This is a genomic window from Mesorhizobium sp. WSM4822 (genome assembly GCF_055811155.1).
Genome location: NZ_JBVVQM010000028.1, coordinates 1 through 21,861 on the forward strand (window position 1 = coordinate 1; position 21,861 = coordinate 21,861).

18 protein-coding genes and 1 pseudogene are annotated in these 21,861 nt (G+C 58.6%); 5 read left to right on the forward strand and 14 right to left on the reverse strand.

The window, feature by feature from the left end; all coding sequences use genetic code 11:
- Nucleotides 1-429: 429 nt before the first annotated feature.
- Together AC0L3E_RS32980 and AC0L3E_RS32985 are read right to left on the reverse strand one after the other, a co-directional pair.
- Nucleotides 430-888, reverse strand: coding sequence for a Rieske (2Fe-2S) protein (locus tag AC0L3E_RS32980; RefSeq protein WP_473606673.1), 459 nt, complete (start codon nucleotides 886-888; stop codon nucleotides 430-432).
- 12 nt (nucleotides 889-900) lie between these two features.
- Nucleotides 901-2,043 carry an amidohydrolase family protein gene (locus AC0L3E_RS32985; protein WP_473606674.1) on the reverse strand — a complete coding sequence of 381 codons (1,143 nt, stop codon included), beginning with the start codon at nucleotides 2,041-2,043 and terminating at the stop codon, nucleotides 901-903.
- 272 nt (nucleotides 2,044-2,315) lie between these two features.
- Between AC0L3E_RS32985 and AC0L3E_RS32990 the strand changes: the two genes are divergently transcribed.
- A complete protein-coding gene (locus AC0L3E_RS32990) occupies nucleotides 2,316-2,735 on the forward strand; it encodes a DDE-type integrase/transposase/recombinase (protein WP_473606675.1) in 420 nt (139 codons plus the stop codon).
- A gap of 751 nt (nucleotides 2,736-3,486) precedes the next feature.
- Here the strand turns inward: AC0L3E_RS32990 and AC0L3E_RS32995 are convergent.
- The 10 genes from AC0L3E_RS32995 to AC0L3E_RS33040 form a co-directional block, all read right to left on the reverse strand.
- Entirely contained in the window at nucleotides 3,487-3,870 is a 384-nt protein-coding gene (locus AC0L3E_RS32995; RefSeq protein ID WP_023782563.1) for a cupin domain-containing protein, read from the reverse strand.
- A gap of 33 nt (nucleotides 3,871-3,903) precedes the next feature.
- Nucleotides 3,904-4,053 carry a hypothetical protein gene (locus tag AC0L3E_RS33000; protein ID WP_473606676.1) on the reverse strand — a complete coding sequence of 50 codons (150 nt, stop codon included), beginning with the start codon at nucleotides 4,051-4,053 and terminating at the stop codon, nucleotides 3,904-3,906.
- 58 nt (nucleotides 4,054-4,111) lie between these two features.
- Nucleotides 4,112-7,297 carry a WD40/YVTN/BNR-like repeat-containing protein gene (locus AC0L3E_RS33005; RefSeq protein WP_473606677.1) on the reverse strand — a complete coding sequence of 1,062 codons (3,186 nt, stop codon included), beginning with the start codon at nucleotides 7,295-7,297 and terminating at the stop codon, nucleotides 4,112-4,114.
- A gap of 218 nt (nucleotides 7,298-7,515) precedes the next feature.
- Nucleotides 7,516-8,289 carry an HpcH/HpaI aldolase family protein gene (locus AC0L3E_RS33010; RefSeq protein ID WP_473606678.1) on the reverse strand — a complete coding sequence of 258 codons (774 nt, stop codon included), beginning with the start codon at nucleotides 8,287-8,289 and terminating at the stop codon, nucleotides 7,516-7,518.
- A 573-nt stretch (nucleotides 8,290-8,862) separates the two neighbouring features.
- Nucleotides 8,863-9,900 carry an ABC transporter ATP-binding protein gene (locus AC0L3E_RS33015; RefSeq protein WP_473606679.1) on the reverse strand — a complete coding sequence of 346 codons (1,038 nt, stop codon included), beginning with the start codon at nucleotides 9,898-9,900 and terminating at the stop codon, nucleotides 8,863-8,865.
- Nucleotides 9,897-10,886, reverse strand: coding sequence for an ABC transporter ATP-binding protein (locus tag AC0L3E_RS33020; RefSeq protein WP_473606681.1), 990 nt, complete (start codon nucleotides 10,884-10,886; stop codon nucleotides 9,897-9,899). Before AC0L3E_RS33020 ends, AC0L3E_RS33015 begins: the two co-directional genes overlap by 4 nt.
- A 23-nt stretch (nucleotides 10,887-10,909) precedes the next feature.
- A complete protein-coding gene (locus tag AC0L3E_RS33025; RefSeq protein WP_473606682.1) occupies nucleotides 10,910-11,803 on the reverse strand; it encodes an ABC transporter permease in 894 nt (297 codons plus the stop codon).
- A 2-nt stretch (nucleotides 11,804-11,805) separates the two neighbouring features.
- Nucleotides 11,806-12,744: an ABC transporter permease gene (locus AC0L3E_RS33030; protein ID WP_473606683.1), complete on the reverse strand. Its 939-nt coding sequence runs from the start codon at nucleotides 12,742-12,744 to the stop codon at nucleotides 11,806-11,808.
- A 15-nt stretch (nucleotides 12,745-12,759) separates the two neighbouring features.
- Nucleotides 12,760-14,343, reverse strand: a complete 1,584-nt coding sequence (locus AC0L3E_RS33035; RefSeq protein ID WP_473606684.1) for an ABC transporter substrate-binding protein — start codon at nucleotides 14,341-14,343, stop codon at nucleotides 12,760-12,762.
- Between the two features lie 1,338 nt (nucleotides 14,344-15,681).
- On the reverse strand, nucleotides 15,682-15,870 hold the full coding sequence (locus tag AC0L3E_RS33040) for a transposase (RefSeq protein WP_473606685.1): 189 nt from the start codon (nucleotides 15,868-15,870) through the stop codon (nucleotides 15,682-15,684).
- A gap of 448 nt (nucleotides 15,871-16,318) precedes the next feature.
- Here AC0L3E_RS33040 and AC0L3E_RS33045 point away from each other — a divergent pair, with 448 nt between their 5' ends.
- The gene (locus AC0L3E_RS33045) at nucleotides 16,319-17,350 is read left to right on the forward strand and encodes a Gfo/Idh/MocA family protein (protein WP_473606686.1); all 1,032 of its coding nucleotides are present in this window, start codon (nucleotides 16,319-16,321) and stop codon (nucleotides 17,348-17,350) included.
- A 322-nt stretch (nucleotides 17,351-17,672) separates the two neighbouring features.
- Here the strand turns inward: AC0L3E_RS33045 and AC0L3E_RS33050 are convergent, their stop codons facing one another.
- Nucleotides 17,673-18,710 (reverse strand): aldo/keto reductase, encoded by a 1,038-nt coding sequence (locus AC0L3E_RS33050; RefSeq protein WP_473606688.1) that lies wholly within the window; start codon nucleotides 18,708-18,710, stop codon nucleotides 17,673-17,675.
- Between the two features lie 60 nt (nucleotides 18,711-18,770).
- The gene (locus AC0L3E_RS33055; protein ID WP_473606689.1) at nucleotides 18,771-19,556 is read right to left on the reverse strand and encodes an aspartate/glutamate racemase family protein; all 786 of its coding nucleotides are present in this window, start codon (nucleotides 19,554-19,556) and stop codon (nucleotides 18,771-18,773) included.
- Between the two features lie 823 nt (nucleotides 19,557-20,379).
- Between AC0L3E_RS33055 and AC0L3E_RS33060 the strand changes: the two genes are divergently transcribed.
- The 3 genes and pseudogenes from AC0L3E_RS33060 to AC0L3E_RS33070 form a co-directional block, all read left to right on the forward strand.
- Nucleotides 20,380-20,694: a transposase gene (locus tag AC0L3E_RS33060; RefSeq protein WP_473606691.1), complete on the forward strand. Its 315-nt coding sequence runs from the start codon at nucleotides 20,380-20,382 to the stop codon at nucleotides 20,692-20,694.
- Nucleotides 20,695-20,709: 15 nt separating this feature from the next.
- Entirely contained in the window at nucleotides 20,710-21,114 is a 405-nt protein-coding gene (locus tag AC0L3E_RS33065; protein WP_473606690.1) for a transposase, read from the forward strand.
- A gap of 366 nt (nucleotides 21,115-21,480) precedes the next feature.
- Nucleotides 21,481-21,714, forward strand: a pseudogene (locus AC0L3E_RS33070) (integrase core domain-containing protein); the annotation flags it as partial.
- Between the last annotated feature and the right edge of the window lie 147 nt (nucleotides 21,715-21,861).

Here is a 21,861-nt window from a genome sequence, read left to right on the forward strand (position 1 = left end):
CAGCTTACCCTTCGCGACGTGCTCACAGAGAAAACCCATTTCGTCAATCATCTTAGTTCCCCTTTTTGCCGCGCGTTCATTAATTTATTCTCGACTACCGCACGAGGGTAGCCTAGCTAGCGCTGCGATTTGCACGACCTGCGGCTCGTCTCCGAACAAGGCCTCATATTCCGATCGATAGTGGCATGCGAGATTTCCACCAGCGCGTCGAACCCAGCATCGGAAATGCCACGCGTAGCTTATCGAACCGGCTCGATCCTCCGCTGTTTCAAACGCTTTTGTCGTTCATGCGAAACGGCCTCCGTACAATGACAGCTACCTACCCGCACCAACAGACAACTTGGCGAGGGCCTCATTCGCGTGTCCGGTTCTAATGCAAGTGCGGGTTCCGCAAAGGCTCACGGCCGGAGTCACCCCTAGAAGGTCAACTTAAAGGTGTATGTAGAGAGTAGGTCGACGGTTACCGTCGGTTTCCTCGACCGACACACGGTAAGTGTCGACCGATGGATCCTCCTCTACGCTACCCACGTCGCCCTCGGCGCAATTTGAGGTCTTTAGCTCCACACTCACGGGATAGCCGCGCACCCAGACCTTGTGTGGATTGAATACGGACTGGCCTGTTTTGATCGCAAACTCCCAGCCATGCCACGGACATCGAATTATTTCGCCTTCTTGCTCGTACTCGAACTGTCCTGGCGTTGCGCCTTTGACCATTCCGTCGATAATCCCCTTACACAAGGGCGCGGCTTTATGTGGGCAACTGTTGCGAACGGCATAGTATTCGTTGTTGACGTTGAAGATCCCGACACTACGCCCTGCTATATCCACAATGCGTCGTCCGCCAACCGGAATTTCGTCCGCGTAACAAACTTCATATTTCTTGGGCACCGGCACCTCCCCCTACGCGGCCTGAGAGATTGCTGGTAGCGACAGTTTGTATGTATCGATGGCATTCTCTGCGAAGATGCGTCGGCGCAGATCCTCTGGCTGGTCGGACAACGTCATCATCGGATCATCCGAATCCCAATGCGGGAAGTCGCTCGCAAACATTAGTGTTCGTGAACCATCAATCCAGTTGATAATGTGCTTTAGCGCTTCTGGATCGGCGGGCTCATCCAATGGTTGCGTCCCAAAACGAACATGGTCCCCTAAGTACTCACTCGGTAGCCTTTTTACCCATGGAGTCAGGCGACGAAGCCCCTTCCAATCGAGATCCATCTTCCACATCAGGGGCGCCACCCAGGCAAATCCGCTTTCGACCATGCCCACCTTCAAGGTCGGGAACTTTTCGAACACACCTTCGAAAATAAAGCTTGCTAGGTGCACGGCATAAGATGGCGGGCGCAGCAGACGCATTTCTATATAGTAGCTTGGCCATCCGGCCGGCGAGGGCGCCGGGTTGATGCCGGTTCCTTCTGAACCGAAATGCATCGTCACCGCTAATCCGTGCCGGGCGCATGCTTCGTATATCGGATGATAAAAGCGCTGGCCAAAGGGCCTAGGTGCACCACAACTGAACATGACGCCACAGACGGAAGGATGTGAGCCAAGCCTATCGATTTCAGCCGCTGCCCCTAGGGGGTCCTGCGAGTTGATGGCGAGATTAAGTCTAAACCTCGCATCCTTGGCGATCCAATGCTCCATTGAGTAGTCGTTGAAAGCGCGGCACAGAGCACTCCCATAGTCGACGTCGGCGAGCGCGCTCGCCGTTTGCGCAGGGCCGCCCGTAAGAACCCCCAAATCGATACCATGTGCGTCTAGCAACAGCTTACCGCAAATCTGCGCGTCGCCATTACTACCTAATATTTCGCCATTCTCTTGCGTTTCAAAATCTACCCGAGTTCCGTGATATCCTCCGCTAGACGCGTGGGGGTCCATTTCAACGCCGCCGAAGCCCCACTCCGCAAAACGCTCAGCATTGAACTTGCTGAGATAAGGAAACAGTTCCGATTTTGTCCGGTAGCAGTGGTGGACATCGGTGTCCACTATTGTGAGTTTTTTCCGACCGCTCGTGACTAGTCCGGAATTCATCTTTTCCTCCATTCGTGTTCTCATTCGGAAGCTTGAAGCGCACGCAAGCGAGTGTGCTTGTCATGAGGGTGGCAGCTTTGTCAGCTCAGTTAAATATACAGTTTGCCCCAAAGGTGGCCATCACACTGGTGCCTTTTAGGACCCCGGGGGCGTTATCAACTTAACTCGCGTTCAGGGATTTGCGGCACAGACCGATGGTATGAAGACCGCGACCGTCAGCTGCAAGCGCCATCGTTTCCCCCGCAGATCATCGCCCTCCAGTCTGGCTCTACTACAGGTTCCCCTTGAGCCTGCGTCTAGTCGAGGAAATGCTACTGGAGCGCTCGATCGTGGTTTCGTATGAGACAATCCGCCGGTGGGGCATCAAGCTTGGTCCGGATTACGCTCGCCGCTTGCACCGCAAGCAGCACAGCCGAAACGATGTCGGGCACCTGGACGAGGGCGTCATCGCCATCCCCGGCAGGAAACACTGGTTGTGGCGCGCCGTCGACCAGGATGGCTATGTGCTCGACGAGATCGTCCAAAACCGCCGCAACACCAAAAGCGGCCTAGCGCTTGCTGACGCGGTTGCTGAAGAAGCAAGGCGTCGCGCCGAAGCGCATGATCACCGACCAGCTGCGCTCCTATGGAGTAGCCAGGCGATGCCGGACGTCGAGCATCGGTCGCAGAAGGGATTGAACAACCGGGCGGAGAAGCAGTTTTAGAGATCGATCCCAGGAATGCAATGCACATATGCCGCCGCGAAAACGGGAGCGGATGATGCAAGGCTTACGATCACCGGGAGTACTGCAACGCTTCGTTTCGATCTCTCGGCTCTGCGCAATCTCTTCGTCCCGCCCCGCTCAAACGCTCCGCTCTCGCTACACATATTCGCCGCCTGCAGACCATGGCGAAATGGAAAGCCGGTCACCGGGCATCAGCGGCCGCAGGTCTCAACGCGTTTATATGCAGACAACGTGACATCGCCGGTGGGTGGGTTCTCAAGCCTGCGCTCGCACAGCGCCCCGTCAGGATGGCCAGGCCCGCCATCAACCGGGTCGGCAGCGGTAGCCCGCCGGGATTCGTCGTCATAGACCCGCGCCTAGCCGTTGTTCGAGGAACGACAGTCGATCGACCGGGCCAGTTTCACCAGCGCATGATCCATATTGAGGATCAGTCGAGCCGGGATCGCAACAGGTCGGTCTGTCCGCTTTCGCGGCGTTCCTTCGGCCATATCGCTTGCTCCCTCGCAGCTTCGCCGCAACAGTCGATTCAAGCGTACGGGCAAGCTTTCATCTGCCGAAAATCGCCGCTCCAAGCCACGATTCTTCGGCAAAATCGAACCCAAAATGGAGCAGAATCCTAAATTGTATCAAAGCCTTCCGAGTTCTTCACGGACGACCAAACCGCCGGCGTTGCCGCGCAGTCAGCCCCCCATAGTTGACTGTGGTACTGCCGGAGGCAGTTATCCATAGGTCATTCATGAACGAAGAGCGTGATCAAGGGTTCGAGCCCAGCCTGACGTGAGTAATGCCCGTGAACCGTTTCATCAAACTCCACTCCGGCCGGCAAAGCGTCCGCAGCCAAGAAACTATCACCTGGCATGAATTTTCGATAACTTCCGTCCTGCAGAACCACCTCCATTTGCCCGGCTAGAATGAAGACCCACGTCGGGGTCGAGGTGCAGTGCACAGGCCCAACAAATCCCACCGGACTATGTCGGAGTTGATAGCTTGTACATGGGAACAAACTCGACAGTTGAATGTCCTGTGTGCCCCCATTAAATTCGACTAAATCATCACGAAAGCGCGCACGCGCGTCAGTGTCGGTGAAGAGAGTGGTCTTTTTGAAGACGTTCATGAATTTCTCACATCGGGTTCTGATCTGGAGTGACTAGCGGCGCTTCACCGCGGCGCGTCGGCGGAGCCACCAGCGGGCAGCCACAATCGCTCCTACGGCAAGAGCGACTGTGATGTAGAGCATCTCGGTCGTGCCATCGCCGCCATCCGGAGCCACGCCGAAGATCCGCTCGATAAAATCCATGTCTATCTCCTTCCTGAAATGAATGCTCACTGAGCCGTATCTATTTCCTCAGTACCACCTAGGCCTCGGTCCAGAGCAGCCCGACGCCGGCGGTATGGAGCGCGACATTGAGCGCAGTGACATCATCGGCCACGATCGCGTCGAACTTCTCGATCTCTTTTTTGACCTGCTGCAAGATTTCATCCGCGACCTGCCGGGCTTGCAGAGTCGGCGCGGCGTCGGCGATGGCGACTACGTTGACTAGGTCGATGAGCGATCCGTGCAAGCCGGCCGGGTTGCGGACATCTTGCGGTGTCTCGCGCCTGAAGTCGATCAGCGCACCCTCGATTGCCTCGAGCCGCCCTACGAGTGCTCGCGCACGCTCGCCAAGCGATTTGTCACTGCCGACCAGCCGCTTCTGGACATCCGCGAGCTGCCGCTTCAGGAGCCGCATGCCATTGACCGTCTGGTTAACCGCCGAGAGCATGCCGAACAGCTCTTGTAAAAGCGCGAACTGCTCAGCAAAATCCTTCTCGGTCGTAGCTATTCGCGGATCCTTAACGACGGTGAAGACGACCGTCTGGCTCTCGCTCCCGACCTGAAGCTCAACCTTGAAGCTGCCGGGAGCCACCGCCGGGCCGCTCAGGTCCTCCTCCTCCGGCGTAAGAGGCTTGTACTTCCGGGCCGCTAGCGACTGGTCAAGCTTGGCCGGTCCAGGATACCTGAGATCCCAGATGAAACGGTGGAGCCCGGCTTTTGTGCTGGGCTTGTTATCGAATGGTGCCTGCTTTTCGTCGCTCGAAAAGGTGATGATGGTGTCGCCCGCGCCGTTCCGAAAGGTGAGCTTGACCGGTCCTTCGGTATCATTAGGCAGCCAGTAATAGACGATCGCCCCGTCCGGCGGATTCTCGCCGCAGTCGAGATAGCGGCGAGCGCACCGCCCGTCCTCCAACTCCACGACCTCCGTTGCGGCGCCGATGCACCAACCAAAGCCGTAGCTCATGCCGCCCTTGGAGAAACCCTGCCCAACGACCCAACTGAGCTTGGTCCGGACTGTGGGGCGCGGACTCACCAGCTTAACCTCTTTCTGATCGGCGGCCAGTTCGCGCAACGGCGCGACGTCGTCCAGGATCCAGAAGGACCGGCCGTGGGTGCCGGCGACGAGGTCGCTTCCCTTGATCTTGAGATCGTAGATCGGGACCACGGGCAAGCCGCCGGCCATCCGCGACCAGTGCGCTCCGTCATCGAGACTGAAGAAGACCCCGGTCTCCGTGCCGGCGAAGAGCAGGCCTGGTCGCACCAGGTCGGCGCGCAGCACACGGGTGATCTCGCCCTGCGGAAGATCGCCGACGATCGACTGCCAGCTCTTGCCGCCATCGTTCGTGCGGAAGAGGTAAGGCCGGTAATCGGCTAGCTTGTAGCGCGTAGCCGCAAGATAAACGGTGTCAGCGTCATGCGGCGAGATTTCGACGCACCCGATATAGGCGAGCTCCGGCATGCCTTTCGGAGTAACGTTGCTCCACTCGGCCCCGCCATTGCGCGTCACATGAACCAGGCCATCGTCGGTGGACGCCCAGATCTCGCCCTTGCGGTGCCGAGATTCCACGACGGACGCGCACGTTGCATGCACCTCCGCGCCTAAGTTTTCGCGGGTCAAAACGCCGCCCGAATAGTCCTGCCTGGCGGGGTCGTTGAGACTGAGATCGGGCGAGATGGCGGTCCAGCTCGATCCTTCGTCGCGGCTGCGGAAGACGTGGTTGCCGCCGGCATAAAGCGTCTTCGCATCATGAGGCGAGAAGGTGAGCGGGAAGGTCCACGCAAAGCGGTAGCGCATGTTCTTCGGGGCGATACCGGTCGTCTTTTCCGGCCAGATGTCGACGAGGCGGACCTGCCGCGTGCGGTGGTCGTAGCGTTGCAGAGGTCCCGCGCCGCCTGGGCTCGAGCCGATCGCGCCGCAATAGACTATGTCGGGATCCTCGGGATTAACCACGATGAAGCCGCTCTCGCCCGTGCCCGGATAGGTGCAGTCGCCCAAGCTGATGACGCCCCATTCGGTAGCGCTGGGGACCGAGATCGAGGTGTTATCCTGCTGTGTGGCGTAGACCCGATAAGGGTGCCGGTCGTCGACATCGATGCGATAGAATTGTGCCGTGTTTTGATTGTAGATCGAGGACCAGGTTCTGCCACCGTTGAAGGTAATACAGGCACCGCCGTCATTGCCTTCGATCATCCGCTTGGGATTGAGCGGGTCGATCCAGAGATCGTGGTTGTCGAGATGAGGCGTTCTTACCTCGGTAAAGCTTGCCCCGCCATCGGTCGATTTCCACATCTGGAAATTCGTCACGTAGACCGTGTCGGCTTGGGTAGTGTCGGCGAAGACATGGGTATAGTAGAAGGGGCGGTGCATCAAATCGCGGTTCTGCGAGACCTTCATCCAGCGGTCGCCGTAATCGTCCGTGCGGTAGAGCCCGGTGTTGTCCCCTTCTGCCTCGAAGAGAGCGTAGACGCGCCCGCGCTGCGCCTCCGAGACCGAGACGCCGATCTTGCCGAGCACCCCGCCCGGCAAACCGTTCAGCCTGGACAATTCCTCCCAGCTGTCGCCGCCATCGAGCGACCGGAAGATTCCGCTCCCCGGTCCGCCGCTGCTGAGATTCCAGAAGCTGCGCCGCGTCTGCCAGATCGTGGCAAAGAGAATACGCGGGTTGTTGGGATCCATCGAGATGTCGACAGCGCCGGCGTCGGGATTGCGGTAAAGGACCTTCTGCCAAGTCTTGCCGCCATCCTTGGAGCGGAACACGCCCCGTTCCTCGTTCGGCCCGAACGCGTCGCCGAGCGCCGCGACATAGACGATCTCGGGATCGTGCGGATGAATACAGATTTTACCTATATGGCGGGTCTCTTTCAGCCCCAGATGAGTCCAGCTGCGGCCGGCATCGGTCGACTTGTAGACTCCGTTGCCATAAGAAACGTCGACGCGGATCGTTGCCTCACCCATGCCGGCGTAGATGACGTTCGAGTCGGAGCGGGCGACCGCGAGCGCGCCGACACTGGCGCTCGCAAAGAAACCGTCGGATACGCAGCGCCAATAAACGCCGCCGTCAATCGTCTTCCACACACCGCCCGCGCAGGCGCCGAAGTAAAACACCATAGGCTCGTTGGGGTCGCCCGCGACCGCCACAACGCGGCCGCCTCTGGCGGGTCCGATGCAGCGCCATTTGAGGACCTCAAGGGCCTCGGGGTCATTCACATGAATCTGCGCCGACATCGCACTACTTGCCCATACTGAGTTGCTGTGTGGTAAAGCTCTGACCCAACTTTCAGCGCTTTGGTCGTTTGGATGGCTTGGTCACCCTCAACATTTGGCGCGAGTTATTCAATCAAGTGCCTTAATCCCCATAAACGAGAGTTTGCGCTGATATCACTTGTCCCGACAGCCACCAAGATCTCCCAACGTTTCGGAATTCTAGATGGATCAATGACAGTCTACTTAGCGAGAAAGGCGTCGTGGAAGCTCTTCGCAACAGCGCGGCCTCCTTGCAAAACAAAATCAGAGTCCGATCCGTAGGTGAACAAGCTGAGGCCAAGTTCTTGTAGGCGCGATAAATAGTCTATGGATGCCACGTCAATACCCGATGCAATACCGTACTTCTTAGCGGTATCTGCAACTGCCTGACACGCATCCAGCAACTCAGGTGTGAACTTTCCCGGTTCCATGCCAAAGGAAAGAGCAAGGTCTGCCGGGCCGATGAAGAGCGCGTCCACGCCAGGCGTTGAGGCTATGTCGTCCAGATTGTTGAGAGCCTCTCGTGTCTCAATCTGGACTACGACAGCCAGGCTCGAGTTCGCGTCCTTGCGATACTCCGCATCGTTTTGGTAATAGTTCGATGCTCTCCACGCACCAGATCCGCGCTTTCCTGCAGGCGGATATTTTGCGGACGACACAGCTTCGATGGCTTCGACACCCGAATTTACCATTGGCACCATGATGCCGTTCGCACCATGATCTAGCGCGGCTTTAATGAGTTCAATCCTGTTCCAAGCGACCCTGTAGAGTACAGGCATGCCGTATCGTTCGGTCGCAGGAAGAACATCTAAAAGTGCGTTGGGTGGAATCGGTGCATGCTCGCCATCGACCAAAAGAAAATCTAGATTTGTCTGCGCCAGCGTCTCTGCGACCATCACATGTGGAATCTGCATCCAGCCCCCAATTTGCGGTTTTCCCGACCTGATCGTTTGAGCGAAAGAATGTCTTGCCATTTTCACGATCCTTTGAGTAGCCTGAGCTGTGACTGAATTCGTCAGCATTATCCTGCCCCATCGGAACACGTTCATTCGAAGCGGTAGGGAGCTTAACTGTAGAGTTCGAGGGTGCGATAGAATGGCATACCGCGCACCCGAGGTGACTTGTTCTTTTGCGACGATGGCAGGTTTCGCGGCTTACTAAAATATACAGTTTGCCCCGAAGTTGGCCATCACACCAAGCGATGTTCGCCGTTTATACAGGGTCCGCTCTGGTGAAGTGCGTAGAAACTGCTGTGGCGCGGAGCGTCGGTCTCGATCCAGCTGTAGCTCTGCTCGTGCCTGTCCAACGGCTTAGAGAACCACCTCAGATCGCGCGGTGTGCAGTCGCAGCGGTGTGGTACTGCCCCTGCACGCATCGAACCCTCGGCCGGAGGAGATTGAGCTCACTGACGGGCCGGGCAAGCCTTCGGAGGAGGCGACGTGAAGACGAAGCGTCTACCAAGATCACGTCGTCGATCTAGAACTTCCTTCCCGCAGAGCGGCCGCGGATCGGGTAGTCTAATCAGAGCCTTTCCTGGGTTCCAGGCTTCAGGCCTGCGTTGATCCCGTCGGAAAATGCGAAACCGGTCGCTCCAAGACTGCCTGGGCGAGCGGGAAATGACATTTGAAGCGATGCTCCACGTCGTCCGAGTTCGCTGCAGGTTTAGGGAACACCCGGCTGCAGATATCTTGTGCGTACTGGCACCGCGTATGGAACTCGCAGCCGGTTGGCCGTCTGAACATGCTCGGCACCTCGCCCTTGATTTCGATGCGGTTGAGAACGGCGTCGGGATCGGGCACTGGATTGGCCGAGAGCAAGGCCTGCGTATAAGGATGGCGGGGATGGTCGAATATGTCTTGGGTCGAGCCGATCTCGACAACTCGGCCGAGATACATGACCGCCATACGATCGGCCATGTGGCGCACGACATTGAGGTTGTGAGTGATGATCAGGATGGCGATCCCGAGTTCGTCCTGCAGGCGAGCAAGCAGGTTGAGCACCTCGCCCTGGACCGACACGTCGAGCCCAGCGGTAGGCTCGTCGGCGATGATCAGGTCTGGATTGAGTGCAAGGGCGCGCGCGACGCCGACGCGCCGGGCTTGGCCTCCGGAGAGCTGGTGGGGATAGCGGCGAGCAAAATCTGCCGGCAAGCCGACCATGCGCAACAGGCGCTCCGCTTCGGCACCGGGATCGCGAATGCTCACAGCGTGTATGCGGAATGGCTCGGTGAGGAGCGACTGCACGGTCAGCCGCGGCGAGAGGGAGCCGACGGGATCCTGGAACATCATCATCATGCGACGCAGGTAGGACTTTCGTTCGGCCGCTTTGAGACCGATAAGTTTCTGCCCGTCGAAACGAATGCTGCCGCTAGCAGCCGGTTGAAGGCCGATGATCGTGCGCGCGATGGTGGATTTGCCAGATCCGCTTTCGCCGACGAGGGCAAGCGTCTCGCCCTTGCGGATTTCAAAGGAGACGCCGCACACAGCATCAATGAACGGGTCTGCCGTGCCCGTGGCGAGCGCCTTCAGTGACCCCATAGTGCGGAAGCGGACGCGCAGGTCCTGGACACTCAGCCGCCCACTCATGCCGCAACCATCCCAGCTCGATCGAGCAGATGGCATCGTGCGACCTGGTCAGCAGCGACACGGTATTGGCAGGGCGCCTTGTGCCGGCAGCGATCGAAGGCGTGAGGACACCGCTGGCGAAAGATGCATCCCTGTTTGGCCCCGAGCAGACTGGGGACGTCTCCGGGGATGGTCGGCAAATTGCGCGTCCGTTGTTTGATCCGTCCTGGATCGCACTCAAGCAGCGCCTTTGTGTAGGGATGGCCGGGATTATGGAAGAGGTCGCGCACGGCGCCCTGCTCCACCACCTCGCCCGCATACATAACGGCAACGTGATCGCACAATTCAGCGACGACGCCGAGATGATGGGAGACAAACAGGACGGAGCAACCGATCTCCCCTTGCAGATCCTTGAGCAGATGGATGATCTGAACTTCCAGCGTGGCGTCGAGCGCCGTGGTCGGCTCGTCGGCGATGAGCAGCGCCGGTCTCACCAAAAGTGCCATCGCAATGCAGATGCGCTGGCGCATGCCACCAGAGAACTGATGCGGATAATTCCCGATGCGGCTTTGCGGATCGGGAATTCCGACGCGCTTGAGCATGTCGACTGCGCAAGAGCGTTTGGCTTTACGGCTTCCTTGTTCGTGGTGCTGGATATCGATCATCTGGCTTTCGATCGTCCGCACAGGATTGAGCGCCGTCATCGGGTCCTGGAAGATCATGGAGAGGCGATCGCCCATCAGACTGCGTCGCGCCTGGGCAGTCAGCATAAGCAGGTCGCGTGTTTCGAATATGATGCTGCCGGTAGTAACCTGAGCGTTTTCTGGAAGCAGACCCATCACCGTATAGGCCAGCGTGGATTTGCCGGATCCGCTTTCCCCGACGATGCCGACTATCTGTCCCGTCGGAACGTCCAGCGAAACGTTGCGCAATGCATGAACACGCCCGCGTGGCGAGCCGAAGTCGAGGTTGAGGTTCCGAACCTCAAGAAGCGGATGGGCGGACATTGGCGGTGTCGAATCCTCACGTCTCATAAGTCTTTGCGCAGCTTGGGGTCGAATATGTCGCGCAATGCTTCACCAAGGAACGTGAAACCCAGCGTGGCGAGCACGATTGGAATACCCCCGGCAATTACGAGCCAAGGCGTCTGATTGATATAGCTATAGCCATCGTTGAGGATCCCTCCCCAGTCGGGCGTAGGTGGCTGCACGCCCATGCCGAGAAAGCCCAGACCTGCTTCAACGGCAATCACCGATGGCACGTCCATGCTAATGAGGATCAGCAGTGGACCAAGAACGTTCGGCAGCATGTGAACGACAAGGATGCGCGTCGTGCCGGCGCCCATGCTTCGCTCCGCCTCAATGTAATCGGAGTTGCGCAATGCTTGCGTTTGGGTGCGCACGACGCGCGCATAGATCGGCATGGATGCTATTGCGATGACCAGGATGACGCTGGACATGCTGGGCCCGAAAAGGGCGACAATGGCCAATGCAAATATGATTCCGGGAAACGAGCGGATCGTGTCGAAGAATAGTAGCAGCAGATTGTCGAGCCAGCGCGGGCCGGATCCTGCTATCAGGCCAAGCACGAGCCCAACGACAAGCGAACTGCCGAGCGATGCAAAGGCAACGAGAAGCGGGATGCGACCGCCCATGACAGTGCGAGAAAACGTGTCGCGGCCGAGCTGATCCGTGCCGAGAAGAAAATCTGCCGAAGGTCCTGCCAGACGAGGTCCAAGCATAATGCGGATGGGGTCATGTGTGATGAAGAGCGGACCAAAGATCGCGCTCGCCACCACCACCAGGACAAGCACCGCGCCAAGCATGCCCAGACGGTTTTTACGCAGTTGCGGCAGGAAAGCTCCGAGGGCACCTGGATTGTGTCTTGCAGGAGCTCCTGTACCAATCGGGTCGATGCTCGTCATGATCAGAGCTTTTCCCGAGCCCGCGGGTCAAGGCTTGCATTGACCAGATCGGAGACCGTTGTTGAAATGACGATTAGGATGGTGGTGACCACCACGACGCCCATCACAATTGGATAGTTGCGCGTATTCACCGCCTTCACGATCAGCGTGCCGATCCCCGGTCTTGCGAAGACCACTTCGATGAATACGGCAGACGACAGCAGCCACGCTATGCTAACGCCAAGGATGGTGACCGTCGGCAGGATCGCGAGCGGCAGAGCGTAGCGGGACGCGATGCGCCATTCGGAAATCCCGAAAGAGCGGGCCATGCGGATATGGTTCTCACCCAGCGTTTCGAGCATGGACGCGCGCACCAGCCGAGAGATGTAACCCACCCAACCGATACCCATTGCAAAGCTCGGCAGGACCAGGTGGGCGAGCCTATCCACCAAGCCCTCGCCCGGCCCAATCGCCGGGAGCCAGCGGAGGGCAACGGCGAAGATCAGCAGCCCGTAAACTGCCATGACAAACGAAGGAATGGCCATGACGGCGACGGCAACGGCTCCAACCGCCTGATCGAGCAAGGAATTGCGCCGCATCGCAGAGTAGCACCCTAGCGGCACCGCGATGGCGGCGGCCCAAAAGATCGAGACGAGGATCAGCTCAATCGTGTAGGGCAGCTGCGAAAACACGATGTCGGCCACCGGTCTCTGGCTGAACACATCATAGCCGAGATCGCCGCGTAGCAGGCCGCCGAAGAACGCGGCTATCTGCACAACCAATGCTCTGTCGAGCCCCATCTGCTGATGCAGCAGCGCCTTCATTTCGGGCGTCGCGCGCGGACCGAGCAGAATAGCCGCCGGATCCCCTGGCACCGCATGGATCATCAGGAACAGAAGTGTCACCGCGGTCACGATGATCGTGACCGCGAGGACCAATCTCCTCCAAAGATAAAACAGCATACCTCAGCCCGCCGCTTAAGTCGGCTTGAAATCGAGATACAAAGGGATGCCGTCCGGACGGGTCGCAGCCTGTAGCTTGGTCGTGCGGTACACGACAGGATTGCCACCGTTAGTCAGGAAACGGTAGGCGCCCGACTCCTCCAGCAGGTCCTGCATCTCGTAATAGAGCTTTGCGCGCTCGCTTGGATCCTCAATCGTCATTGCCTTGGCGTCGAGCTGGTCATAGCGGTCACTGAGGAAGCGCTCCCAATTCCAAATGCCCACCTGGGCTTTCACGAATGTGCCCATGTAGTAATCAGGATCAGGCAGACCGCTGTCGTTTCTGATAAAGAGCTGCAAGTCCTTCCAGCGATCGCCTTCTGACTCCTGACCGATCGTCCCGAAGGAACCCGGGTCCTGGACATTGACTTGGACATAGATGCCGATCTGCGACAGTTGCGCCTGAATCGTCTGGGCGATTGTCCCAGGAATGCCACTGTTGTCGCAATCGAGGGTTAACTGCAGGTCGCTGACGCCGGCCTTGTCCAGGAACTCCTGGGCCTTGGCGAGATCGCCTTCCGGTGGAACGAGGGCCTTTTCGCGATGTCCGACAATACCTGGCGCAATTGGCCCGGTTGCCACGTTGACCCGCCCCGCATAGGCCGTCTCGATGATCTGCGGCACATTGATGGCCCATTGAATTGCCTTGCGCACATTGATGTCCTTCAGCGTTGGATCATCCATATTCATGCCAAGCCACATGGCACGGAGAGAGGAATGCTCTTCTATTTTTGTATCGGGCGGCGGATTGCTTCTGAACGTCGACAGTGAATCGAAACTGATCGTTGCGAAATCAACATCGCCGGCCTGATAGGCGCGTTCCGCCGTCTTGATATCGACGATCGGTACGATGCGGATCTCATCGAACCCGGGCTTTGGTCCAGCCCATTCCGGATTGCGCGTCAACAGCGTGTATTGATTTTGCTTCCAGTCCGCGAGCACATAGGGGCCGGAGAACGCTGGCGGATTCATGCCGAAATTGCCGCCGTCCTTGGTCGCCTTCATCACCGCCTGCTCGGAAACGATAAGACCGCTGGCATACGGGAAGGTGATGGTCCAGACCGGTACGTACGGCGTCTTGAATACGATAACGCCTGTATGATCGTCCTCGATCTCAACATGATCGAATGATCTTATTTCGCCCATACTCGCTGACTTGTGGTTGACGATGCGTTCCAGTGAGAACTTGACGTCCTTGGCAGTCAGATCGCCATGATCGCCGGTGAATTTTACGCATTTCTTTAGACGAAAGCGAATATGGGTGAGGTCGACCTGCTCAATCTTTTCTGTTGTGCCCAGATTCCAGCCCCAACCCGAACCAGGCTCAAAACGTGTGAGCTTGGAATAGAGGCAGTTCATCACGTCAATTTCGTAACTCGAGGTGTAAAAGGCTGGATCCAAAGTCACAAGCTCAAACTGATGGGCGACCTTGAGCACTTTGCCTTCTACCGCCCAGATCACCTGCGAGAGCGGCATGCCACTAGCAATGACCCCGCCGCCCAAGGCAGCTCCTCCTTTAAGAAGAGTGCGGCGATCTATGTTCCTGATGATGCCTTCCATAGTTTCCTCCGAATGCCGATTTTAGCTGCTGCGAATTCGCCAATTATTCAGCTGGGCGTGTCACGTTGGCTGCATGTAAACGCGGTGAGACCTGGCGGCCGCTGACGTCAGCTGACCACGAACACGGCTTTCCATTCCGCCATGGCCCCGCAGGCGGTGAATATGTTGCCGGGAGCGGAGTTTTTGAGCGGGGATGACGACCTCGTCCAGGTGCCAGACATCGTTTCGGCTTTGCTGCTTGCGACAACACCGCCGAGCTTATACGGACCCTTGATGGCCAACCGCGTGATTGTCTCCTACGAAAACCACTATCCCGCGCTCAGCAGCGTTTCCTTCGAGCGGACGCAGGCTCAGCGGAATCTGTAGTAAAGCAAGACTGCATGGCGTCGATCTGTGGCGGAACTATAGTGCTTGTAGCTTACGGTGGCGGTGTTCATGGCATGGGATCTATGCCGCAAACCACGGGCCCGCCATAAGTTGACACGCCTCCTTTTTCGCCGGGGTAAGCAGCACCGGACGTATAGCAGATCCGAGCCATTATCGTGCCTCCGAATTATCAGCGCTCTTGCCATCGGCTGTGGACCCCTTCTATGCGCGCCGTGCGACGGTCTGAAGGATTATTGGCATCGTTGTAGCGACGTTGGACCTCAGATCTCGCCCTGACTATCATCGTCAACGATTTTGAGGCGTTAAGAATCTGCAAATTTTCTCGAGTTTTGTTGCAACGGCTGCCGTTCAACTTCGTGTGCGTAGCCGCACGCCGAACAGGGGTGATGGAGTTCACCCGAAACAGGCTCTCTAATTGGTGAAGTCAAGCTCCTCATGACATTCCGGACCGTGTCGCCCCGCGGGTCACTCGCTTCTCTTCGCGGTCGGTTAGGTCGCCGCATGATAGGTCCGTAGAGCGAGGCGTCTCCTGTTGAACGACCGTGGGAGAGTTCGTCTCGGCCTGCTAACGAGACTTGCCTATCGTCCCACGGGAATGAGCCGGTGACGGCGGCCTTGAGGCAGTGGGCATCGCAGACGACGAGCTTGACGCCGCGCACGCCCCAAGGTTTGGCAGCCGCAATACCGTCTGTCCATAACGATGCGAGGTGGTGGTGATCCCGGTCGGCCATCGTCCTTGGCGCGCTGATATCCGCGGAACCGCGACGCATCGCGCGCCGCCTTGACCATGGCGCGCCTTCTTTGGCTTGGTCCCAAACTCGACCGTCTCCGGGATCGACGCCAAGCACATCGCGCCCGATCTTTGTCCAGCGATCCGGCAGATAATGCGACGATCGACCAGCGCTTGGAGGTAGCGGCTCGCGTACCCAAGAACACGCCGATCTGGCTGTTCTAGATCCGCCCTGCCCTTCCCGAGTACAGACGCGCGACACCGGCGGAACGATCGCCCTTCTTCACAAATCCCGCCTCGTCGACGATTAGGACGCCATCCTCATCGCCCAACGCCTCCACCACATAATCGCGAATCTCGTCTCGGAGCCGATAAACGTGCCAGTGGCTGCGCCCCAACAGCGACTGCATCCGATAGGGTCGCCCCGCTCCGCTCCGAATTGCTCAGCAATCGGCCAGCCTGTCTTGCGCTCAATGCCGGAAAGAAGGCCTTCAAGGAAATCGGCGCCCGTCTCCCGCAATTGACGACGAGGAAGAACCCGCCCAACCCGCGCCTTCAGCGTTGTAAGCTCCTGCTCCCAAGCCAACAACGACGCTGACCACGAAGCGACAGACATGGTTTCTCCATCCTCTCCTTGTGAAAGCCACGCTTGGCGGTCACGCTGCACATGAAGTTTAATATAACATTTACTATACACGACACCGCTCCCGTGACAGGCTCTCTCCACTAAGTAGTTGCAAGGGAGTAGCTATATCTCACTCCGCGAACCATCCACGTGTACACTTCGCCATATGCGCCAAGCATTTTCCGCCCGGCCTCATTGATGTCCGCGGTCTAGTCATAATAGGAGGTGGTCTAATGCCAACTAAGATAGTTCAGGTTGGGCTTGGGGAATGGGGTGCGGACTGGGCTCAGACCGTCGTACCTCGGGTGCCCGAAGTTGAGGCGGTGGGTTGGGTCGACCAGAATCCTGAGGCGCTGGAGCGAGCAGAGCTGTGGTTGGGGGGGCGCCCGGACCGGTGCTTCGCAACTTTCGAGGCAGCACTCTCGAATATCGATGCAGACGCTGTCTTGGTTACGGCGGACGTCCAGGCGCATGCCAATCTTGTTCAACTTGCTCTCGAGGCCGGCAAGCACGTATTGGTGGAGAAGCCGTTTGCCTCAACGACAGTTGAGGCGGAGCGCCTCGCTGATTTGGCGGACCGATACCGCCTAACACTCATGGTGAGCCAGAACTTCCGCTTCTTTCCTGCAGCTATCAGTGCCGCCCAGCTTGTTAGAGAGGAAGTACTCGGACCGGTAGGCGCGGTCAACATCGAATTCCGGCGGTTCCTGACGCCGGCCGATGAACCTTTTTACGGCTTACGACAGCCCCTCCTTGAGGATCTTAGTATTCACCACTTTGACCTGATGCGTATGGTGCTCGGGCAGGAACCCCGACAGGTATATTGTACCGCTTGGCAACCGCAAGGGAGTTCGTTCAGAGAGGCCCCCGCAGCGGCTGCGACAATCATCTTCGATCGAGGCACCGTTGTCACCTACCGGGGCAATTGGCTTAGTGTTGGAGTGGAGACGCCGTATGGCGGCGAGTGGCATTTGGAGTGCGCCGAGGGCGAGATCATCTGGACCTGCCGCGGTGACCGTGATGTCACACTGGATGGCGATCACGTCAGGATCCAAAAGCGCGGCCACCCCGTGGTGCCGATCGCCCTTCCCGCGATGGCATCGTTCGGACGTAGAGAAAGCTTGGCGACCTTTGCGCGTGCCGTCGAGATCGGCACGATCGCACCGTTCGCCAGCCTAGGGCGTGACAATATTGGCAGTATCGCACTCATGCAGGCCGCGATCACGTCGGCAACGACGGGACAAGTGATATCGCTCGAAACCTAGGCCGACGGCAAGCGCGAGAGGCTTCGCCTGACTCAATTGCTCTGCAAAGACGCTCTCCTTTGAAGGAGCGTCCAATGGCCAAACAACTGCAGCATCATAGGTGAATCAAGCGCCGCCCTCTCGACAACCGGTTACCTCCTCGGGCATCGAGATGCTCTATATGATGCGCAAAGGCGAGGTTTGTCTACGATCCGACGACCTGCATTGCCAGGCAGTTAGAAATTCTCGCCGCATAAAGCCGCATGATGCACAACCCTCGCTTTGCGACCTCAACTGGAGTTTGCGACGGAGCCACCCAGGAGACGCAGATAAATTCGAACGATTAGGCCTTCGGCACGAAGGGCGCCGGACGCCGGCCGGCGCCCTGGCGCTCCAGCATCCAGCCGGGATATTCGGCAGGCAGCTCGCCCACCTCGTCAAGCCTGGTGAGATCATCGGCGTCGAGCTTCAGACTGGTGGCGGCGAGGTTCTGTTCCAGTTGGTCCATGCGGCTGGCGCCGATAATGACGCTCGTCACGAAAGGCTTGGCCAGGACGTAGCCGAGCGCCACCGTGGCAACGCTGACATCATGCTTCCTGGCAATATCGCGCATGACGGCAACGGCCGCCCAGGCACGGTCCTCGTTGACCGGCGGGAAGTTGAAGGACGCACGTCGGCCCTCGCCATCGCCCGGCGCGCCGGGACCGTATTTGCCGGACAGCAGGCCACCGGCCATCGGCGACCACACCATCAGGCCGAGCTTCTCTTCGTTGGTGAGAGGCACGATCTCGCGCTCGAGGTCGCGGCCGGCGATCGAATAATATGACTGGATTGTCTCGAACCCGGCAAAGCCCTTGGCATCGGCGATGCCAAGCGCCTTGGCGATGCGCCAGGCCTGCCAGTTGGAAACGCCGACATAGCGGACCTTGCCGCTGGCAACGAGATCATCGAGCGCCCGCAGCGTCTCGTCGATCGGCGTCACCGCGTCGGTGCCATGCAGCTGGTAGAGATCGATGTGATCGAGCTGCAGCCGTTCGAGGCTGCCGTCGATCGAATCCATGATGTGGCCGCGTGAGGAGCCGCGCTGGTTCGGGCCGTCGCCCATGGCGCCGTCCACCTTGGTAGCAATGACGACGTCCGAACGTTTGACGCCGAGGTCCCCAAGCGACTGGCCGAGCAGGCGCTCGGATTGACCGAGGGAGTAAACATCGGCGGTATCGAAGAAATTGACGCCGGCGGCGAGCGAGCGGCCGACAATCTCGTTGACGCCTTTCTGGTCAAGGCTGGCGATCAGGTTCTCGTCGGGTGTGCCGAACGTCAGGGTGCCGAGGCACAGTTCGGAGACGAATATGCCGGTGCTGCCAAGCTGGTTGTAGCGCATGAGATCTTTCCCAATAGACGGATTGAATCAATGGCGGAATTTGAACCGGGCCGCGTCGTTTCAAACATGGCCATAGTGCTCGCGATGAACGACAACCGAAAAAGCGTAGTCGAGCAGCGTACTCCACGAAAAAATAGGCAAACTCACTTCGCGCTGCACAGAGCGTGCGAACGGCTGAAGTCCTGTGCAAACGAAAATCAATGCGCTCAGGTCGGGGTTCTTCGCGGCAAAGTCCTTACACGCATTAACTAACTCGGCTTCGGCGCGTTCGAAACTGGCCGTCGGAATCGCAGACCACTTGTCTGCGTTCCACAAATTCTCGAAATCGGGGCACGAATAATCTTCGCTCACTCCCATGAACGCAAGGTTTGAAGCGGGATCGATTCCGACGCTTACGAGATGGTGCTCGGTCAGCCGCCGAGGGAAGGCACACACAATTCCAACGCGTCTCGAGCTTCCGGTCAGCCGCTGCGCGAGAGGTACCTGCAAAAGGCTCGACATAAATACAGGCACCGACACTTCCGCCGCTACCTCTTTCTGAAAATACGCAAAGTGAGCGCACTCAGCAGCGATGGCTCGGCACCCCATACGTTCGAGGCGACGCGCGGCCTGCAGTATGGGCTCTAGGCAATCGGATTTGTCCGACTGAATTCCGAGCCGATCGGAGTCGACACCTTCGACTACGTCGTATTGGACAGGGAACGGATACGCACTTGCGTTCCGTACAGAGCCGGGGAAACCAGGGTATACCTCATCGAACAGCATGATACCCAAACCCATGCCACAACCATATGTACCTCGGTAGGCGTGAAAGACATCTTTGCCAAAGTCGCGCTGTCCAGGCATTATGTGACTCCTTTCGGCCAAAAGCTGTTGCTTGGCGATAGGTGGTTCAAGAGTCATGCCAATCGGGCAGAAATATCCATTGAAGGAGCTTTGCCCATGTCTTCAATAGATTAGCACAGCGCAACGAAGGCGCGCGGAACTCGACCTGTGTCTCAAAATCCACAAACCCGACACAAGGGTCTGTCCCTGGCGTCGCAACCAGGTCGTCCCCTCGACGAGAGAACGACGTGCATACATCCTGCACGCGCGCCTCACGCCGAGCACCCAGTGGAGCCGGTTCCCGATGCCCCAATGGGCGCGAACGGCCTGAGCGGAAGACTTTGGATCGAGCTTGACCGATGAGGGATAATGCGCCGTTCTCGCGACCTTGGTTTCGACCATGCCGATCATCGCAAAGATGAGGAAGGCCCGGTTCGTCTGTGTAGCGGCGATCCAATCGACATCCTGGCATAGGCTGTGGCGGCGGACTTGGATGCTGGCGACTTGGCGAAGAAGCGCTCGACCTCGGCGTGGAGGAAAGGCCGGTTGGCCTTGAGCGCGAGCAGACAGTCACCGCCCCACCCGATGATCTTGTCGGCGATGGTGGTCTGGGTACTCTATCGGGTCGATCGTGACGAGCGCCCCTCGCAATTCCAGAGGCTCCAGCAGCAGCGGGATGGCCGTGATTTCATTGGATTGGATGTCCGTTGCCTCCTGGCCCAGTACTAGACGTTATGTTCCGAGGCGGAGATCGGTGGTCCACCCTTTCGTGCGCCTGGATGAGCCGTTACGCGCCGTGGTGCCAACCTGGTCCATGGTGCGGGTCGTCGAGGCCTATCAGGCGATGGGCGGCGCCTCGTTCCTAGTCGCAGTGATATTTGCGGCCGAGATTGGGGATGTGCGTCGCTTAGATACGCCGCCGCAGTGGATGGCCTTTTTCGCCCTTGTCCCGGGGGAGCGCTCGACCGGTGACACGGTTCGCCGGTCGAGCCTTACGCTCGCCGGCAATCGACGCGCCCGCCGCGCCCTGGTCGAAGCGGCATGGACTTACCGCTATCCTGCCAGGGTCAGCGAAGCCCTGAGGGCGCGGATCGAGGGATTGCCGAAGCTGTCCGCGATATTGCCTGGAAGGGGGCAGCTCCGGCTCTGCGCCCGATAGCAGCAGCGGACAGATGTGCGCACCAACACCAAGCTGACCAAACGCACCGGATGGGCGACGAAGGGCGACCGCTTCAGGACGCATGCGCCATTCGGCAAATGGCAGACGCAGACCTTCATCGCCGGGCTGCGATGTCACGGTCTTGTCGCGCCGTGGATCGTCAATGCACCGATGAATGGCACCATCTTCGAACACTACGTCGAAACGCAGCTCGCTCCCGAACTGTCGCCCGGAGATGTCGTCATTCTCGACAATGTCGGCTTCCACAAGAGCGAGCGCGCCGCGCAACTGGTTCACCAAAGGGGTGCCTGGCTCCATCGAAATGGCCTACTTAAAGCTCAAGGCTCGGTTGCGAAAGACGGCGGCCAGAACCTTCGACACACTATGCGGAGCTCTCGGCGACATCTGTCGCCTGTTTGAGCCAGCCAAATGCAGAAACTTCTTCAAAGGTGCTGGATGTGAGGCCAATTAATCGGGACACCGCTTAGTTATGTGGCCGAGCCGATGCGCCCTGTGCAGGTTCGGCCGATCCGACTGCTTCGCAAACCTGCCAAGCAGGTAAGCCTTCTTGGCCTCAACCTTGACGGTGAACATGAGAGCTAGCCGCTGCCGTGTCGCCCAGGCCGAGACGAGATGGAGCGGCTCACGCCCCAACTGCGGGCTGACTTCGCTGCGATGTCTTGCCGTCGACCCGATGACCAGGCTTTTGTCGAGCAGAAGAACGGTGCCGTGGTGCGCCGCATCGTCGATTATCGGCGTCTGGAGGGGCTTGAAGCGGCTGCAGTCCACGTCACGACAAGGCCCTATACGCCCAAGAACAATGGTAAGGCCGAGCGCTTCATCCAGACGGCGCTACGCGAATGGGCCTACGCCATTGCCTATCCGACATCCAATCACCGTGCCGCAGAACTGCCGGTCTGGCTGCACCGATACAATTGGCATCGCCCACACGGCAGCCTAAAGTCAAAAACCGCTGTCAGTCGTCTCGCCGTAACCGAGGACAACCTGTTGAGGCTCCACACCTGCGGTGGAGGGCCGAACTCGCCGGTGCAAATCCCAATTCCCTCATCACCCATCATGTAGGCCCCACAACAGGGGCCTTGTGCAAATTCTTCGACCAAGATCCTCGGTGCAGACCGCCACATGTGCTGCCCGCCCAACAGATAG

Bases quoted from the DNA above. Each gene is read 5' to 3' on its own strand.
- AC0L3E_RS32985 (WP_473606674.1), bottom strand. From the start codon at position 2,043: ATGGAGGAAAAGATGAATTCCGGACTAGTCACGAGCGGTCGGAAAAAA.
- AC0L3E_RS32995 (WP_023782563.1), bottom strand. From the start codon at position 3,870: ATGAACGTCTTCAAAAAGACCACTCTCTTCACCGACACTGACGCGCGT.
- AC0L3E_RS33000 (WP_473606676.1), bottom strand. From the start codon at position 4,053: ATGGATTTTATCGAGCGGATCTTCGGCGTGGCTCCGGATGGCGGCGAT.
- AC0L3E_RS33005 (WP_473606677.1), bottom strand. From the start codon at position 7,297: ATGTCGGCGCAGATTCATGTGAATGACCCCGAGGCCCTTGAGGTCCTC.
- AC0L3E_RS33010 (WP_473606678.1), bottom strand. From the start codon at position 8,289: ATGGCAAGACATTCTTTCGCTCAAACGATCAGGTCGGGAAAACCGCAA.
- AC0L3E_RS33015 (WP_473606679.1), bottom strand. From the start codon at position 9,900: ATGAGTGGGCGGCTGAGTGTCCAGGACCTGCGCGTCCGCTTCCGCACT.
- AC0L3E_RS33020 (WP_473606681.1), bottom strand. From the start codon at position 10,886: ATGTCCGCCCATCCGCTTCTTGAGGTTCGGAACCTCAACCTCGACTTC.
- AC0L3E_RS33025 (WP_473606682.1), bottom strand. From the start codon at position 11,803: ATGACGAGCATCGACCCGATTGGTACAGGAGCTCCTGCAAGACACAAT.
- AC0L3E_RS33030 (WP_473606683.1), bottom strand. From the start codon at position 12,744: ATGCTGTTTTATCTTTGGAGGAGATTGGTCCTCGCGGTCACGATCATC.
- AC0L3E_RS33035 (WP_473606684.1), bottom strand. From the start codon at position 14,343: ATGGAAGGCATCATCAGGAACATAGATCGCCGCACTCTTCTTAAAGGA.
- AC0L3E_RS33040 (WP_473606685.1), bottom strand. From the start codon at position 15,870: ATGCAGTCGCTGTTGGGGCGCAGCCACTGGCACGTTTATCGGCTCCGA.
- AC0L3E_RS33045 (WP_473606686.1), top strand. From the start codon at position 16,319: ATGCCAACTAAGATAGTTCAGGTTGGGCTTGGGGAATGGGGTGCGGAC.
- AC0L3E_RS33050 (WP_473606688.1), bottom strand. From the start codon at position 18,710: ATGCGCTACAACCAGCTTGGCAGCACCGGCATATTCGTCTCCGAACTG.
- AC0L3E_RS33055 (WP_473606689.1), bottom strand. From the start codon at position 19,556: ATGCCTGGACAGCGCGACTTTGGCAAAGATGTCTTTCACGCCTACCGA.
- AC0L3E_RS33060 (WP_473606691.1), top strand. From the start codon at position 20,380: ATGGGCGGCGCCTCGTTCCTAGTCGCAGTGATATTTGCGGCCGAGATT.